Here is a 15,770-nt window from a genome sequence, read left to right on the forward strand (position 1 = left end):
CTTTAGGGCGCAAGAGCAGCGGACCATGATGCATGGGCCGCAAACGAGCCTCGTGCCAGAACAATGACCCTTTTGGGCGGTGGGATGCAGTCTTATCTCGATTTTGAAAAACCGGTCGCCGATCTCGAAGCTAAGATCGCCGAACTCAAGTCACTGGCACAGACCGATCAGGCTGTGTCCATCGACGAAGAGGTCAACCGGCTGTCGGCCCGCGCCGACGAAGCGCTGGTCGAGATTTATCGCAAGCTGACGCCCTGGCAGAAGACGCAGGTGGCCCGCCATCCGCAGCGGCCGCATTTTTCCGACTATGTGTCGTCCCTGATCACCGAATGGACGCCGCTGGCCGGCGACCGCAAATTCGGCGAGGACGCAGCCCTGCAGGCAGGCTTTGGCCGCTTCAACGGCACGCCGGTTGCCGTGCTCGGCCAGGAAAAGGGCAATTCCACCGAAACGCGCCTCAAGCACAATTTCGGCATGGCCAATCCCGAAGGCTATCGCAAGGCCGTCCGCATCATGGAAATGGCCGACCGCTTCTCCATTCCCGTCATCTCCTTTGTCGATACCGCAGGCGCCTATCCCGGCATCGGCGCCGAGGAGCGCGGCCAGGCCGAGGCCATCGCCCGCTCCACCGAAAAGGGCCTTGAACTGGGCGTGCCCAATATCGCCATCATCATCGGTGAAGGCGGCTCGGGCGGCGCCATTGCCATTGCCACGGCCAATCGCGTGCTGATGTTGGAAAATTCCATCTATTCGGTGATTTCGCCAGAAGCGGGCGCCTCGATCCTCTTCCGCGACGCGGCCCGCGCCCAGGATATGGCCACCGCTCAGAAGATCACCGCCCAGGACCTGCTTGGCTTTGGCGTCATTGACGCCATCATTCCCGAGCCGGCCGGCGGCGCCCATCGCCACCATGGCGCCATCATGGAGGCGACGCGAGGCGCCCTGGCCACCTTCCTCAAGGACTTCGCCGGCAAGTCGCGCCTCGAAACCCGCGAACACCGCCGCGAGAAATTCCTGGCCATCGGCACCAACCTTTAGATTGAGCAGCGCCTGTCGGACGCCCACAGGCAATCGCTCCACACAACCGCGTGATCCGGCCCCGCTTCCGGCGCGCGCAGCGCCATGGTAAAGGCTTCGTTCACCGCAGCGGTTCATACTGCGCTAAGGTTCGCCCGATCGCCGGGCTTTTTTAGTGACGGGCTGATTTCCTTTGACTGCCACCACCTTTAACCGCCTCGGTGCCTTCATCATCCTGGTCTGGCTGACGCTTGGCCTGGCCGCGTGCTCCAATTTCGTCAAGGGCGATAACAATCGCCACAATGTACCCCTCTCCAGCGGGGTTGTGCAGGGCCTGCGCAATATGGGCTCGTCACCCACCGACGGCATGGTGGTGCGTATATTCAAGGAAGAGGCGGTGCTCGAGGTCTGGAAGAAGACCGCCGGAGGTACCTATCGGCTCTTTAAGACCTATGAGATTTGTGCCTATTCGGGCGATCTCGGGCCCAAATTCAAGGAAGGCGACCGCCAGAGCCCGGAAGGCTTCTATACGATCACCCCGGGCCTGATGAACCCGCGCTCGAACTATTACCTGGCCTTCAATACCGGCTTCCCAAACAAGTTCGATCGCGTCCATGGCCGCACCGGCTCGGACCTGATGGTGCATGGCGATTGCTCCTCGCGCGGCTGCTATGCCATGACCGATGCTGGCATTGCCGAAATCTACGCCCTGGCCCGAGAGAGCTTCAAGGGCGGCAATGCCAGCTTCCAGCTCCAGATTTTCCCCTTCCGCATGACCACGGCCAATATGGCCAAGCATGCCACCAGCCCGCATATGGACTTCTGGAAAGACATCAAGGAAGGCCATGACTATTTCGAGCTGACCAAGACGCCCCCGGTCTGGGACGTGTGCGAGAAGCAATATATCTTCAACCCCGCCAGCACCGGTCCGCTCGATGCCGCCGGCACCTGTCCGCCCTCGCAGCGCAATACCGCCTTGAGCGAGAAGCTCGCGGCCGACGAGGCGGACCTCGCCAATAAGGCCGAGGCGGCCAAGAAGGCGGAGGAGCGCAAGGCCGCCGAGGAGGCGGCGCTCAAGCAGCGCGGCGAGGCGGTCAACAATTTCTTCTCCGGCATTGGAGGTCTCTTCGGCAGCGGCACGCAAACCGGGGGCGAGGCAACCACAGGCATGCCCACGCCGGCCACCCAACGCCCCTGACCGTCCGGTCCGCCGCCACCGGGCCCTTGTAAAGGTCAAAGTTCTGCCCCAGTTGGGGCAGACTGCGGACGGAAAAATCAAGGACGGCCCCGATGGACCAGCCGGAAGGCAAAAAGCCGGATCGCGACACCCCTAATGGGGCGCTCGATGACCTGCGCCCGGCAACGCAGCGGCAAGAAAGTACCGCCCGGGAGCGGCCTGCCGGCGCCCGGCAACCGGTCCACCGCCCATCGCGCCTGCCTGGATTGTTGGCCTTTGCCGCCGTGCTGTTCGGCATTGCCGCCTTTGCCTTTGCCGGCTGGATCTACATCCAGGGGCAGCAGGAAATCATGCGCCTTTCGACCGAGTTGGCCCAATTGCGCGTCAGCCTCGATCTTTATGCCCGCAATGGCGGGGGCGGCGAAACGCTAGCCGAATTGCGCGACCGGCTGACCAACCTCGAAAAAGCGGCCGCGGGCAGCAATGTGCCGGCACCCGTCGCTTCCGCCATGCCCGCCGCTGCGCCGGCCGAAGCGAACCAGGACGACTGCCTGCCCGTTGGCATGCGGCTGCTTGTTGCCGCCGGCGACACCTATCCCGTCTGCGGCCAGTCCGCAGCGGTCAATGTCGGCTTTGTTGACAATGGCTATATCACCCTGGCCGACGGCACCTCCGTCGCCTCGGGCGGCACCATGCCCCTGCCCGGCAGCGCCTGCACCATCGCTGTCACCTCCAGCGGCGATGAAGGCCTCACCGGCTATGCCGAAATCCGCGTGAGCTGCTGAGCTTATCCGTCCTTGACCGGCTCCGGCCAAGCGTGCTCAGGCAAGAGTTCCGCGAGCGTCCTGCTCCGATCCTTTCCCAGAATGACCTGGGCTGAGAGGTTGGCATCGTCCAATTGGCGCATGAAATCGCGACAGACGCCGCAAGGTGGCAGGACATGCAGAGAATTGGTCTCCGGGTCGCGCCAGACGGCCACAACTGACCGGAAGCGATACTCGCCCGCGCTGACCATGGCAGCCAGTGCGCTCCGCTCCGCGCAAAGCCCCCAACTGGACGTGTCCACACAGACGCCACCATAGATCTCGCCCCTGTCCGAGACCACCACGGCCCCCACATCGCCAATTAACCTGCCCGCGCCGGTCACATGGGGCTTGAGAAGCTGGCTGGCGCGATGGATGAGGTCCGAATTGTCCATAGGACGAAGCTAGCGCAAGCACCGAAAAACAAAAAGGGCGGCCCGAAGCCGCCCTTTGCATTTGTTTCATCTGCCTCAGGCGAAGGCGCCGTGGCAGTGCTTGAACTTCTTGCCCGATCCGCAGGGGCAGGGCGCATTGCGCGACACGCCCACCAGCAGTTTCGGGTCCACTGGCGGCAGTCCGTCGCGGCTGGCCACATCGTCGCCGGTCGCATCGTTCTCGCCGGTCAGCGGATCGATATGGGTTTCGGTGAGCTTACTGAGGTCCAGCGCCGGCTGCGGCGGCGGCTCGGGCTGGCGGATCTGCAGTTCCACATGGCTGATCTGGGTTGTGACCAGCTCGCGCAGATTGCCCAGCATGGCCTGGAACAGCTCATAGGCTTCCTGCTTATATTCGTTGAGCGGATCGCGCTGGGCGATGCCGCGCCAGCCCACGACCTTGGAGAGGTGATCGAGCATGACCAGATGCTCGCGCCAGAGGCCGTCCACCGATTGCAGCAGGATCGATTTTTCCACCTGGCGCATGATGGAAGGCGAATATTTCTCGGACTTGGCGGCGATATGGGCGTCGGCAGTCTCGCGAATGCGCTGTTCGACCGTTTCGGCATCGATGCCATCCTCGGCCGCCCAGTCGGCAGCCGGAATATCGATATTGAGGTAGGTCTTGGCCGCCGCGGCAAGCTGTTCGGTATTCCACTGCTCGGGATAGGAGCGCGGCGGAATGGCCTTGGCGACGATGTTCTCGACCACGTCATGCCGCATTTCGGCAATGGTCTCGCTCACATCCTCTTCATCCATGAATTCGAGACGCTGCTCGAAGATCACCTTGCGCTGATCGTTCATCACATCGTCGTATTTCAGGATGTTCTTGCGGATGTCGAAATTGCGCGCCTCGACCTTGCCCTGCGCCCGCTCGATGGCCTTGGTGACCCAGGGATGGGTAATGCTCTCGCCTTGCTCAAGGCCCAGCTTGCCCAGCATGGAATCCATCGAATCCACCGGGAAGATGCGCATCAGGTCATCCTGAAGCGAGAGGAAGAATTTCGAATGGCCCGGATCGCCCTGGCGACCGGAACGGCCGCGCAACTGATTGTCGATGCGGCGGCTTTCATGCCGCTCGGTACCGATCACCATCAGCCCGCCCGCGGCCAGCGCCTTTTGCTTGTCCTCGGCAATCCTGACCTTGATCTCGGCAATCTTGGCCTCGCGTGCCTCGCCCTCGAGTTCGCCGGTCTCGCGCTGAATACGCATTTCCAGGTTACCGCCGAGCTGAATATCGGTACCGCGACCAGCCATATTGGTGGCAATGGTAATGGCCCCGGGCAGGCCCGCATCGGCCACGATAAAGGCTTCCTGCTCGTGGTGCCGCGCATTGAGCACATTCATGGTGCCCACATTCTTCTTGCGCAGCAACTCGGCCAGCATTTCCGACTTCTCGATCGAGGTCGTGCCCACCAGCACCGGCTGCCCGCGCTCCTGGCATTCCTTGATCAGATCGGCAATGGCCTCGAACTTTTCCTCGGCCGTGCGATAGATCGCATCGTCTTCATCGATACGCTGGACGGGCAGGTTGGTCGGCACCGTGGTGACGCCCAGCCCGTAGATATCGGCAAATTCCTCCGCCTCGGTCGCCGCCGTACCGGTCATGCCGGCCAGCTTCTTGTAGAGACGGAAATAGTTCTGGAAGGTGATCGAGGCCAGCGTCTGGTTTTCGGCCTGGATCTTGACCTGTTCCTTGGCCTCGAGCGCCTGGTGCAGGCCCTCCGAATAGCGGCGGCCCGGCATCATGCGGCCGGAAAATTCGTCGATGATCACCACTTCGCCGCCTTCGGGCGTCTGGCGAACGATATAGTCCTTGTCCTTGCGGAACAGCTTGTGGGCCCTGAGCGCCGAATTGGCATGGTGCACCAGCGCCACATTTTCCACGTCATACATGGAGCCGCCGCGCAATAGGCCCGCTTCGCCCAGCGCCGCTTCGAGCTTTTCAACGCCCTGGTCGGTAAAGGTGGCGGCGCGGTGCTTTTCATCGAGCTCGTAATCGCCCTCGCCAATCACCCCGATCAACTGATCGATCTTGACGTAAAGCTCGGACCGGTCCTCCGACGGGCCCGAAATGATCAGCGGCGTGCGCGCCTCATCAATCAGGATCGAGTCCACTTCGTCGACAATGGCGAATTCATGCCCGCGCTGCACCATCTGGGCGCGGGTATATTTCATATTGTCGCGCAGATAGTCGAAGCCGAGCTCATTATTGGTGCCATAGGTGATATCGGCCGCATAAGCCGCCTTGCGCTCGGCATCGTTGAGGCCATGCACGATCACGCCATAGCTCAGACCCAGGAAATTATAGATCTGGCCCATCCACTGGGCGTCGCGCCTGACCAGGTAATCATTGACCGTGACCAGATGCGCGCCCTTGCCAGTCAGCGCATTAAGATACATGGGCAGGGTCGCCACCAGCGTCTTGCCCTCACCGGTGCGCATTTCGGCAATGGACCGGTCATTCATCACCATGCCGCCGATGAGCTGCACGTCGAAATGCCGCATCCCCAGAACGCGCTTGGACGCTTCACGCACCGTGGCAAAGGCCGGAACGACCAGATCGTCGAGCTTGGCGCCCTGTTCGAGCTGCGCCTTGAACTCGGCGGTCCGCGCCTTGAGCGCATCGTCGCTGAGCTTGGCCAGTTCCGGCTCCAGCGCATTGATCGCTGCCACTTTGCCCTGATATCGCTTGACCTGCCTGTCCGAGGTCGTCCCGAATATCTTTCGGGCCAGCGCAGCAAGTGCCATTGTTTTACGGTCCTTTGTTTGTGAGCGGCGGGACGATGGGGCGGGCGGCCTGCATTTTCAATGCGGGCTCTGGCGAGCCCCGTTTCGCCTCGTCACAACTTGGGGAACTCCTTGCGGTTCCCGCTTGCGGATAATTGCATGGTTCCCGCCGGGCTTTTGGGCCCATGGGCGGTCCCACGTTCAATGAAAAAGCGGCTGAGATGTAAGAGTGGGTGTCAGGCTTGTCAACGTATCGGAAATGGGCCACACCTTCCCCACCCCAGCGGCCAGGCGAGCAAACCGCGCTTGCAATGACACTTGAGTGAGCGCCGCACTGCCGGGCACATTTTGGCCCCCTTGCCATGCGAGCGGGATGCCGGAAAATTCTGATCACGCCGGCCTTGCCTTCAAAAAAGGCCCGCCAAGGAGACACGTTTATCGCCATGTCCCATTCGACCCAGCGCCTCCTGCGCGCCGCCAGCCTCGCTGTCCTGCTGGCCGCCGCTCCCGCTCTTAGTGCCTTTGCCCAAGACGCCGCCGGCCAGCCCGCTGAACCCGCCGCCACCGAACCGGCTCCCGTCGATCCCTCCACTGTGGTCGCCACTATTGGCGAGGAGACCATTACCGAGGGCGATCTGGCCTTTGCCGCCGAAGACATGGCCCAGGACCTGGCGCAGATGCCGCCCGAGGAGCGCCGCGCTTTCCTCGTTCGCATCCTGATTGACATGAAGGTGATGTCCGCCGCCGCCCGCAAGGCCGGCATGGACCAGACCGAAATCTTCGCCCAGCGCCGCGAATATCTTGAGGAGCGCGCCCTCAGGCGCGCCTATTTCGCCGAGGCCATTGCCGGTGCCGTCACCGAGGATGCCATCCGCGCCGAATATGACACCTTTGTCCAGGGCTTCCAGCCGACCGAAGAAGTGCGCGCCAGCCACATTCTGGTGGAAACTGAGGAAGAGGCCAATACGCTCAAGGCAGAGCTCGATGGCGGCGCCGATTTTGCCAGCCTCGCCCGTGAACATTCCATCGATCCGGGCGCGGCCAATGGCGGCGATCTGGGCTTTTTCGGCCGCGGCATGATGGTCAGGCCCTTCGAGGAAGCCGCCTTCGCCCTGGAACAGGGCGCCATTTCCGATCCGGTGCAGTCCCAGTTCGGTTGGCACATCATCAAGCTGGAAGAAAAGCGCCAGTCCGCCCCGCCCGCCTTTGAACAGGTGGCCCCGCAAATTCAGAACCAGCTTTTGATGCGCATCTTCACCGAAAAGGTCGATGAGCTGATGGCCGGCGTCGAGGTCAATATCCAGGACTCCGAGCTCAAGGCCAAGTTCGATGCCCAGGAAGCCGCAGAAAATGCGGCCGCCGAAGGCGAAGCGGCGCAGCAGTAATCTGCGCCCGGCAAATTCCGCGCCACCCGGTTTTAATCGGGTGGCTTTTTATTTGGCCCCCTTATAGCCAGCGCAGCCCATCAGCACCCCGTCGACCACCCCATCGATGACCTTCATGGCCTCATCGACCCGGCCGATCAACAATTGGTGCCAGGCGAACGAAACGATCATGTCAACGATCAGCTCGCCATCGACCTCCGCCCCCACTTCGCCGCGCGCCTTGGCCCGGTCCACAATCACCGCCGTGGCCTTCTTGCGTTCCGCTTGATAGGCAAAGAGCACGGCCGCAGCGTCCGGATCGCTTTGGGCCTCCGCGATGATCGCCCGATAGACCAGGCCGCAAAGGCTGTCTTTCCAGAAGCCCAGGAGATGGTTTTCGAGCAGCGCAACGAGATCGCCGCGCAGAGTGCCGGTATCGGGAAAGCCGCGCGTATTCTTGAAGCGCTTATAGACGTCCAGCATCAATGCGGTGCGGTTGGGCCACCAGCGATAGATGGTGGGCTTGCCCGCACGCGCCCGCCGCGCCACTGCCTCGATGGAAAAGCCGCCTATGCCGCTCTCCTGCAGCACGGCCTGCGCCGCATCGAGAATGGCTTCCTGGCTGGCCGGATTGCGCCGCGCACCGATTGAGCGGCGGGCGCCGTCCTCTGTGTCTTCAATGCTCGTGTCCATGGCCTCAATATGGGCCAAAACCACTCCAAAGAAAAGACTTGAACGAAACGGCTCGTTTCGATATATAACGGAACGTACCGTTTCGATTGGAGCCTTCCATGCCATTTGCCTCCCGTGCCCGTATGGCGTTTCTGATGAGCTTTGCCGTCTATCCCATCGTGGTTGTCTATGCCACGCTGGTCAGTGTCCTGACCCCCGGTTGGGAATTCTGGCAGCGCAGCTTCATCATTGTGCCGCTCATGGCCACCACCATTGTCTTTTTCATCGTCCCCTTCATCACCTCCCGCTTCGGCGCCTTTATCGCCGGAAAAAAGAAACTGGCCGCCTGAAGGCCGGAAGCAGCGGAACCATCTGCGCCCCCACCCATTCAAACTTTCGGGGCCCGGCTAACTTGCCGGTCCCTGAGGTCATTTTCGGGGGGCATTATGTTCAAAAGCTTCGTCATCAATCCGCCGGTCTTTTTCGGATCGGTGGTCATCATTGCCATTTTCCTCGCCATTGGCGTGGTTTTTCCCAATAGCGCCGGCACCTTTTTCGGCGCTTTGCAGTCGGGCATTCTCACCAGCTTCGGCTGGCTCTACCTGCTCGCCGTCGGCATATTCCTCATTGCCGTGCTGCTGCTTTGCCTCGGGCGCTATGGGCGGCTCAAGCTGGGCCCTGACGATTCCACCCCCGATTTCAAATTCACCTCGTGGATCGCCATGCTCTTTGCCGCCGGCATGGGCATTGGCTTGATGTTCTATGCGGTGGGCGAACCCATGACCCATTTCATGGCCCCGCCGACCGCCGAGCCGCGCACCGTCGAGGCCATGCGCGAAGCCATGAGCGTCACCTTCTTCCATTGGGGCATTCATGCCTGGGCCATTTATGCCGTGGTCGGGTTGTCGCTGGCCTATTTCGGCTATCGCTACAATCTGCCCTTGACCATTCGTTCGGGCCTCTATCCGCTGCTCAAGGAGCGGATCAACGGACCCATCGGCCATGCCGTCGACATCTTCGCCATTGTCGGCACCATGTTCGGCATTGCCACCTCGCTCGGCCTCGGCGTCTCCCAGATCAATGCCGGATTGAACTATCTGCTGGGCGTCCCGATCACGCCCATGGTGCAATTGCCGCTGATCGCCGTGATCACGGCCCTTGCGACTGTTTCAGTGGTCACCGGGCTCGACAAGGGCGTGCGCATTCTCTCCGAGACCAATCTGGTCGTGGCTATCCTGCTCATGTTCTTCGTGCTCTTTGTGGGGCCAACCGCCAGCCTCTTTCGCGATTTTGTGCAAAATCTCGGGCTCTATCTCGACAGGCTGGTGCTGCGCACCTTCAACATCTACGCCTATGAGCCCACCCCCTGGATCGATGCCTGGACCCTGTTCTACTGGGCCTGGTGGATTTCCTGGTCGCCTTTTGTGGGCATGTTCATCGCCCGTATTTCCCGCGGCCGCACAGTGCGCGAATTCGTCACCGCCGTTTTGTTCATCCCCGCCGGCTTCACCTTTTTCTGGATGACCGTTTTCGGCAATACCGGCATTTTCATCGATACCGGCGTGGCTGCGGGCGCATTGGGCACTGCCATTGCCAATGACGTATCGGTGGGCCTGTTCCAGTTCTTCCAATATCTCCCCTTCCCCGCCGTAACCTCGACCCTGGCCATTCTTCTGGTGGCGATCTTTTTTATCACCTCGTCCGACTCCGGTTCACTGGTTGTGGATTCCATCGCAGCGGGCGGGGAGACGGCCACCACCACCGGCCAGCGCGTCTTCTGGTGCGTCCTCGAAGGCGTCGTCGCCTCGGGCCTGCTCCTGGCCGGGGGCCTTGGTGCCCTGCAATCGGCCACCATAGCCAGCGCCCTGCCCTTCACCTTCGTCATGCTGGCCCTGGTCTGGTCGCTCTTTGTCGGCATGCGCGCCGACCTTGCCCAACAGGAAGCTCATGCCACCCCCGCCTTTGCCCCGGCCCAACCGGCTTCCGGCGTCACCTGGCAGCGGCGCCTCGGCCTCATGCTGCGGGCCCCCGGTGAGCGCGATGTCACCCAATTCCTCGAAAAGGAGGCCCGCCCCGCCCTCGCCCAGGTGGCCCAGGAACTGTCCCAGCGTGGCCGCCCGGCCGAGGTGATGGAAGAAGAGGGCGGCGGCATCGCCCTCAGGGCCCCCGCCGAAGGGGTGCGCGACTTCGTCTATGGGGTGGCGCTGGCCAGCCAGCCCATGCCCATTCTGGCACCCCTAGGGGGCGGCAAGCCCGACCTGCGCTATGAGGCCCGCACCTATTTCTCCAGCGGCGGCCGCGGCTACGACATTATGGGCATGCATCGCGATCAGATCATCGCCGATATCCTGGTGCAGTTCGAACGCTACCTGCACCTGACCCATTCCACCGAGTCGCAAATCCTGCATGCTGCGCCCGAGCACCCCAGCGGGACGTAACGGGCATTGGGACACTGGGACCCGCAGCATGGGTTACCGCCATTCGAGCCTAGCTCTCATGGCCTTCTGCCCTCGAAAGGCTCCACCGGAGCCTTCCGACCTGCGGCACGGGTCGAAGCTTGCACCCACCACAGCTTTGAGGCACACCCGTCTGCATCAGTTTGATTTGCCCGCGCAAGGTTCTGTCCATGGCTGCCCATCCGGTTTCCCCGCTCGCTCCGAAATCCTATCCGGATCTGCCGGCCATCGAGGGGGTGCGCTTCGCCACGGCCGAGGCTGGCATCAAATATAAGAACCGCACCGACGTGCTGCTCATGGCCTTTGACGAAGGCACGGTGGCGGCGGGCGTCCTCACCCGCTCCAAATGCTCCTCGGCCGCCGTCGACTGGTGCCGCGCTAACCTGCCTGGCGGCAAGGCCCGGGGTCTCGTGGTCAATTCGGGCAATGCCAATGCCTTTACCGGGGTCAAGGGCAAGGACGCCGTGCAGCAGACTGCCGAGATCGCCGCCAAGGCATTGGGCTGCTCCACCGATGAAATTTTCCTGGCCTCCACCGGGGTCATCGGCGAACCGCTCGATGCCGGCAAATTTACCGGTGTGCTGGACGAGACCGCCACCCGCCTGGGTGCCACGCCCTGGATTGACCCCGCCAAAGCCATCATGACCACCGACACCTATCCCAAGCTCTCGGGCGCCGTGCTCGACATCGACGGGGTCGAGGTCAAGATCAATGGCATTGCCAAGGGCTCGGGCATGATCGCCCCGGACATGGCAACTATGCTCAGCTTCGTCGTTACCGACATGCCCATCGCAGCTGACGTGCTCCAGTTCCTGCTGGCCAAACACAACCAGACCAGTTTCAATTCCATCACCGTCGACAGCGACACCTCCACCTCCGACACCCTGCTCGCCTTCGCCACCGGCAAGGCCGCGCTCGAGCCGATCCTGAGCCTCGATGATCCGCGTGCCGAAATCTTTGGGCAAGCCTTGTCCGACGTGCTGTTCGAACTGGCCATTCACGTGGTCCGCGACGGCGAGGGCGCGACCAAACAGGTTTCAGTCCATGTCGAAGGCGCCGTCTCGGACCAAAGCGCCTTCCGCATCGCCAAGGCCATTGCCGATTCTCCATTGGTCAAAACCGCCATTGCCGGCGAAGACGCCAATTGGGGGCGTGTCGTCATGGCCGTGGGCAAGGCGGGCGAACCGGCCGATCGTGACAGGCTCGCCATCCGCTTCGGCGATCTGGTGGTGGCCCGCAACGGCGAACGCGCCGAGGGTTATGACGAGGCCGCCACCAGCGCTTATATGAAGGGCGAGGAACTGGAATTGACCGTATCCCTGGGCCTGGGGGACGGCGCAGCGACCGTCTATACCTGCGATCTCACCCATGGCTACATCACCATCAACGGCGACTATCGGAGCTGACGTGACGCTCCCATCGGTTGAAACTTTCGAACGGGCCGGTCTCGAGGCCTGGCCAGGCATCACCGTCCAGTGGGATGGCAATTGGGTGCGCCGCGCCTCCGGCGGCTATACCAAACGCGCCAATTCGGCCCAATGCTTCGACCCGGCCGACGATGCCGATGTCGATCTCAGGATCATCAGCGCCAGCTCCTGGCTGATCGTCAATGGCGCCAAGCCGGTCTTCCGTATCACCCCGCTTTCGGCGCCCGCCCTCAACCAGGCGCTCGATCAGGCCGGCTGGGTCGAGATCGACAAGTCCCACCTCTACGCCATGGAACTCGGCGCCCATGAGCCGGATGCTGAGGGTAGGTCATTATCCCTGCTCGACCCCGAATTTCTAGCGGCCCAGCAAAAGCTGCAAGGCCATGATGACGCCATGCTGGTGCGCATGCGCGCCCTGCTGGCGGTCATGGCGGTGCCCGCCTGCGGCATCGTCGTCCATCGCGATGGCGAGGCGGCCGCCGCGGGCCTGATGGCCATTTCCAACGGCATTGTCATCGCCGGAAATGTCATTACCGACCCGACGCGACGCCGCCAGGGCCTGGGCACTGCCATGATGCGCACTGGCCTGGCCTGGGCCCGCGACAAGGGCGCCACCATCGCCGCCCTCAACGTCCAGGCTGACAACCCCGCCGGCAAGGCGCTCTACCAATCCCTCGGCTATAGCCATCAATACGACTACTCATACCGCATTCCCGGAGCACCCAAGTGACCGACAAACCCCTGCTGCTCGTGGTCGCCTGCGCCCTTGTCGATGCTGACCGGCGGGTGCTCATTGCCCAGCGTCCCGAGGGCAAGGCCATGGCGGGCCTATGGGAATTTCCCGGCGGCAAGGTTGAGCCCGATGAGACGCCGGAAGCCGCGCTGATCCGTGAGCTCAAGGAAGAGCTGGGGATCGAGACCAAGCAGGCGTGCCTGGCTCCGCTATCCTTCGTAAGCCACGCTTACGAAAACATTCACCTGTTAATGCCACTTTACGTCTGCCGGAAATGGCAGGGAACGCCGCAGACCCACGAGCACCAGGCCCTCAAATGGGTGCGCCCGCAGGCTTTGCGCGACTACCCCATGCCACCGGCTGACGAACCCTTGATCGCAGCTCTTTGCGATCTTCTCTAACCGGGCGCGGCCAGAAGGCCGCAAGCAGGGAGCAGAGATGCCAAGGCAGATCATGCGGCGCTTTCTCGCCGATCAAACCGGAACCACGGCCATAGAATATGCGCTGATCGGCACATTGATCGGTGTGGCGCTGCTCGCCACCTTTACCGTTTTCGGCAATGCGGTCGGCGAATTGTTCAATACCCAGGCTGCCGACACCCTGAAATCGGCCTCCAACAAGATCGGCAGCTACTGAGCGCGTCTAGGGCCGCGCCACGATCTTGTAATCCTGCCCCGGCACCAGCGGATCGCCCGGGTAAAGATTGTTGAGAATATAGAACAGCTCCCGCGCGCCGGCGATATTGGCCATTTGCTGGGCCAGCCGGTCGGCATTATCGCCGGGCCGGGCCTTCACCAGCTTGATGGCCAGCCGCCGGATCTGCGAGAGATCGGTGGCATTGGTGCGCCGGAAGCTTTCCAATGTCGCCTGCGCGCCCTGCGAGAACCGCTGACTGTCGCTCTTGGCGGCAAAGATGAAGCGATAGACCTCGCCATCGAGCCGCATCACCGCCACGCGGAAGAACCATTGATCGGTCTGCGCCAACCCCGAGGCCATCTCGATGCCATTGTGCTGGCTGGCCTGCACCGTGTCGGTCTTGAGCCCGGCAATCCACCCCGATTTGAGATAATCGGTCAGCGACATGCTGGGCTGGACCTGGGCACTGTCGAAACGCACCGCCTCGCCATCGCCGGCCACCCCGACCACCGCGCTTTGCGAGGTCTGCAGCGTATAGCCATGCGGCACGGTGAAGGTGAATTTATTGGCCGGATGGATGAAGCGCTGCCCCACAATCGAGCCCTGCGCCGGACTGTCCCCGAAGCTGAGGCCGGAAATGGCCGAGAGATAGGCCTCGCGATCCGATTCGCCCGCACTGGTCGCCCCGAACATGGACCGCGCCGTGCTCATGGCCGTTTCGATACGCGCCGGGGTCGAGGGATGCGATGACAGGAACCCGTCGCTGCCGCTGGCTGCACCCGCCGAGAAGGCGGCAAACCGGCTCATGACCCCCAGAAAGCGGGCCGCCGCCTGTGGGTCATATCCGGCCTTGCCGGAAAATTTGATGCCTTCCTTGTCGGCGTCCAGCTCCTGGTTCTGGCTGAAGGCGGCAAGCTGTTCGCGGGTACGGTTGGCGGTGGCATCGGCCGATGTATCGCCGCCGAAAATTCCGGTGATCACGCGATCGACAATCCGCGTCTGGCGTGTGCGGTCGGTCCGGGCCCGGGCATGGCGCAGGGTGACATGGGCAATCTCATGCGCCAGCACCGCCGCCAATTCGCTGGTATCGGAGGCCAGCGCCAGAATGCCGCGCGTCACATAAATATAGCCGCCGGGCAGCGCGAAGGCATTGACCTCGGATGTATCCAGAATAGTGACCTGGAATTGCGCATTGGGCTGATTAGCCGCCGCCAGGAGCCGGCCCACAATGCGGGCCACCATGATCTCGGCCTGACGGTCCTCATAGACACCGCCATAGGCGGCGACGATGCGTGGATGCTCGCGCAACCCCACAACCGAATCGTCTGGATCGGTGCCCTCCGGCACCACTGTGGGCGCGGGATTATCCCCCGTGCGCGCCACATTGATGCCAGAACCGACCAGCGACGAACAGGCCGTCAGCGCCACAAGGCCGACCGCCAGAACCCCCAACCGCCAGAATTTGCTACCCATTTGCGCGGTCATTGCCTCGCCAGAACCTCGATCTGCTCGGGATGGGTGACCTCGATGCGTGGACCATCCCGTTTGTCCACCCACCCGCGCACGCGGATCAGCGCCCCGTCCAGCGTCAGCGGATCCAACCCGTCCTGGGCGAAAAGCCGAAGCGCCGGGGCTTCCAAAACCACGGTGAAGTCTTCCTTCCAGATCCGGCCGAAATTGAGGTAGACCCGCGAGCCGCTCCGGTCAGCCAGCAGCACCCGGCCCTCGACCAATTCATAACTGCCCGCCAGCCCTGCCAGTTCGGCCGGTCGTTCCGCCGCTCGCACCCTGTAATAGGGATCGGCCCAGATTCCAAGCCGCTCGGCGCGGGCCTGGGCCTCGCCCGCAAAGAGTTGATCGAGGCATTGCCGGTTGTCCGGGAAGGAATAGACCCGCGCCAGTCCGGTTTGCACCATATGCAATTGTGCCCAGACCAGGTCCTCGTTGCCATCGGACACAAACAGATGTGCCAAAGCGCGGTCATACCGATCCACTTCCTCGCCGCCATAGCCCAGCTGCACCGATTTATGCAGCACCAGCGCTTCGAGCGCCGATTTGGCCTCCGGCGCCAGCGGCCAGGTGGGAAATCCCTCGCGACCCAAAGGCAGTTTTGGCGCCTGGGTGCCGATCAGCCGCACCACCAGCCCCGAATCGAGCACCACCGTATCGCCATCGGTCACCTTGACCACCTGACCGGCCGGTACCATGCGCAGGGCCTCGCAAGCCTGCGCCTGAGCTGGGCCCAATCCCGCCAGCATGACGGTGGCAAAAGATGCAAATGTGGTGCGGCGCAAGCAGAAGGCCCCTTGAAACTGTTCATT

Annotated in this window: 15 protein-coding genes; 10 read left to right on the forward strand and 5 right to left on the reverse strand. The window is 62.5% G+C overall.

Annotation, left to right across the window (positions count from 1 at the left end; all coding sequences use genetic code 11):
* The first annotated feature begins 84 nt into the window (after positions 1-84).
* The 3 genes from V8Z65_RS15920 to V8Z65_RS15930 all read left to right on the forward strand — a co-directional run bounded on the left by V8Z65_RS15920 (position 85) and on the right by V8Z65_RS15930 (position 2,979).
* Positions 85-1,038, forward strand: a complete 954-nt coding sequence (locus V8Z65_RS15920; protein ID WP_338721130.1) for an acetyl-CoA carboxylase carboxyltransferase subunit alpha — start codon at positions 85-87, stop codon at positions 1,036-1,038.
* A 172-nt stretch (positions 1,039-1,210) separates the two neighbouring features.
* Complete coding sequence (locus tag V8Z65_RS15925) at positions 1,211-2,215, forward strand: murein L,D-transpeptidase family protein (protein WP_338721131.1); 1,005 nt, start codon at positions 1,211-1,213, stop codon at positions 2,213-2,215.
* Positions 2,216-2,307: 92 nt separating this feature from the next.
* Positions 2,308-2,979 carry a hypothetical protein gene (locus V8Z65_RS15930; protein ID WP_338721132.1) on the forward strand — a complete coding sequence of 224 codons (672 nt, stop codon included), beginning with the start codon at positions 2,308-2,310 and terminating at the stop codon, positions 2,977-2,979.
* A gap of 2 nt (positions 2,980-2,981) precedes the next feature.
* On the opposite strand, the gene V8Z65_RS15935 is transcribed toward V8Z65_RS15930, so the two are convergent.
* Together V8Z65_RS15935 and secA are read right to left on the reverse strand one after the other, a co-directional pair.
* Entirely contained in the window at positions 2,982-3,392 is a 411-nt protein-coding gene (locus V8Z65_RS15935; RefSeq protein WP_338721133.1) for a hypothetical protein, read from the reverse strand.
* A 75-nt stretch (positions 3,393-3,467) separates the two neighbouring features.
* The gene (gene secA, locus V8Z65_RS15940; RefSeq protein ID WP_338721134.1) at positions 3,468-6,182 is read right to left on the reverse strand and encodes a preprotein translocase subunit SecA; all 2,715 of its coding nucleotides are present in this window, start codon (positions 6,180-6,182) and stop codon (positions 3,468-3,470) included.
* A 422-nt stretch (positions 6,183-6,604) separates the two neighbouring features.
* On the opposite strand from secA, the gene V8Z65_RS15945 reads away from it, so the two are divergent.
* Complete coding sequence (locus tag V8Z65_RS15945; RefSeq protein WP_338721135.1) at positions 6,605-7,546, forward strand: peptidylprolyl isomerase; 942 nt, start codon at positions 6,605-6,607, stop codon at positions 7,544-7,546.
* Between the two features lie 48 nt (positions 7,547-7,594).
* On the opposite strand, the gene V8Z65_RS15950 is transcribed toward V8Z65_RS15945, so the two are convergent.
* Positions 7,595-8,218 carry a TetR/AcrR family transcriptional regulator gene (locus tag V8Z65_RS15950; RefSeq protein WP_338721136.1) on the reverse strand — a complete coding sequence of 208 codons (624 nt, stop codon included), beginning with the start codon at positions 8,216-8,218 and terminating at the stop codon, positions 7,595-7,597.
* Positions 8,219-8,316: 98 nt separating this feature from the next.
* Between V8Z65_RS15950 and V8Z65_RS15955 the strand changes: the two genes are divergently transcribed.
* From V8Z65_RS15955 to V8Z65_RS15980, 6 genes are all read left to right on the forward strand, one after another.
* Positions 8,317-8,547, forward strand: a complete 231-nt coding sequence (locus tag V8Z65_RS15955) for a hypothetical protein (RefSeq protein WP_338721137.1) — start codon at positions 8,317-8,319, stop codon at positions 8,545-8,547.
* Between the two features lie 96 nt (positions 8,548-8,643).
* Entirely contained in the window at positions 8,644-10,635 is a 1,992-nt protein-coding gene (locus V8Z65_RS15960; protein WP_338721138.1) for a BCCT family transporter, read from the forward strand.
* Positions 10,636-10,823: 188 nt separating this feature from the next.
* Positions 10,824-12,059, forward strand: coding sequence for a bifunctional glutamate N-acetyltransferase/amino-acid acetyltransferase ArgJ (argJ, locus tag V8Z65_RS15965; protein ID WP_338721139.1), 1,236 nt, complete (start codon positions 10,824-10,826; stop codon positions 12,057-12,059).
* Position 12,060: 1 nt separating this feature from the next.
* Complete coding sequence (locus V8Z65_RS15970; protein WP_338721140.1) at positions 12,061-12,810, forward strand: GNAT family N-acetyltransferase; 750 nt, start codon at positions 12,061-12,063, stop codon at positions 12,808-12,810.
* Complete coding sequence (mutT, locus tag V8Z65_RS15975; RefSeq protein ID WP_338721141.1) at positions 12,807-13,214, forward strand: 8-oxo-dGTP diphosphatase MutT; 408 nt, start codon at positions 12,807-12,809, stop codon at positions 13,212-13,214. Before V8Z65_RS15970 ends, mutT begins: the two co-directional genes overlap by 4 nt.
* Before the next feature lie 37 nt (positions 13,215-13,251).
* Positions 13,252-13,449: a Flp family type IVb pilin gene (locus V8Z65_RS15980; protein WP_338721142.1), complete on the forward strand. Its 198-nt coding sequence runs from the start codon at positions 13,252-13,254 to the stop codon at positions 13,447-13,449.
* 6 nt (positions 13,450-13,455) lie between these two features.
* Here the strand turns inward: V8Z65_RS15980 and V8Z65_RS15985 are convergent, their stop codons facing one another.
* On the reverse strand, positions 13,456-14,922 hold the full coding sequence (locus V8Z65_RS15985; protein WP_338721143.1) for a M48 family metalloprotease: 1,467 nt from the start codon (positions 14,920-14,922) through the stop codon (positions 13,456-13,458).
* 8 nt (positions 14,923-14,930) lie between these two features.
* Entirely contained in the window at positions 14,931-15,743 is an 813-nt protein-coding gene (locus tag V8Z65_RS15990) for a thermonuclease family protein (protein WP_338721144.1), read from the reverse strand.
* Positions 15,744-15,770 lie beyond the last annotated feature (27 nt).

It is taken from the genome of Devosia sp. XK-2, from assembly GCF_037113415.1.
Lineage (GTDB): Bacteria > Pseudomonadota > Alphaproteobacteria > Rhizobiales > Devosiaceae > Devosia.

Bases quoted from the DNA above. Each gene is read 5' to 3' on its own strand.
- V8Z65_RS15920 (WP_338721130.1), top strand. From the start codon at position 85: ATGCAGTCTTATCTCGATTTTGAAAAACCGGTCGCCGATCTCGAAGCT.
- V8Z65_RS15955 (WP_338721137.1), top strand. From the start codon at position 8,317: ATGCCATTTGCCTCCCGTGCCCGTATGGCGTTTCTGATGAGCTTTGCC.
- argJ (WP_338721139.1), top strand. From the start codon at position 10,824: ATGGCTGCCCATCCGGTTTCCCCGCTCGCTCCGAAATCCTATCCGGAT.
- V8Z65_RS15980 (WP_338721142.1), top strand. From the start codon at position 13,252: ATGCCAAGGCAGATCATGCGGCGCTTTCTCGCCGATCAAACCGGAACC.
- secA (WP_338721134.1), bottom strand. From the start codon at position 6,182: ATGGCACTTGCTGCGCTGGCCCGAAAGATATTCGGGACGACCTCGGAC.
- V8Z65_RS15930 (WP_338721132.1), top strand. From the start codon at position 2,308: ATGGACCAGCCGGAAGGCAAAAAGCCGGATCGCGACACCCCTAATGGG.
- V8Z65_RS15935 (WP_338721133.1), bottom strand. From the start codon at position 3,392: ATGGACAATTCGGACCTCATCCATCGCGCCAGCCAGCTTCTCAAGCCC.
- V8Z65_RS15950 (WP_338721136.1), bottom strand. From the start codon at position 8,218: ATGGACACGAGCATTGAAGACACAGAGGACGGCGCCCGCCGCTCAATC.
- V8Z65_RS15960 (WP_338721138.1), top strand. From the start codon at position 8,644: ATGTTCAAAAGCTTCGTCATCAATCCGCCGGTCTTTTTCGGATCGGTG.
- V8Z65_RS15945 (WP_338721135.1), top strand. From the start codon at position 6,605: ATGTCCCATTCGACCCAGCGCCTCCTGCGCGCCGCCAGCCTCGCTGTC.
- V8Z65_RS15985 (WP_338721143.1), bottom strand. From the start codon at position 14,922: ATGGGTAGCAAATTCTGGCGGTTGGGGGTTCTGGCGGTCGGCCTTGTG.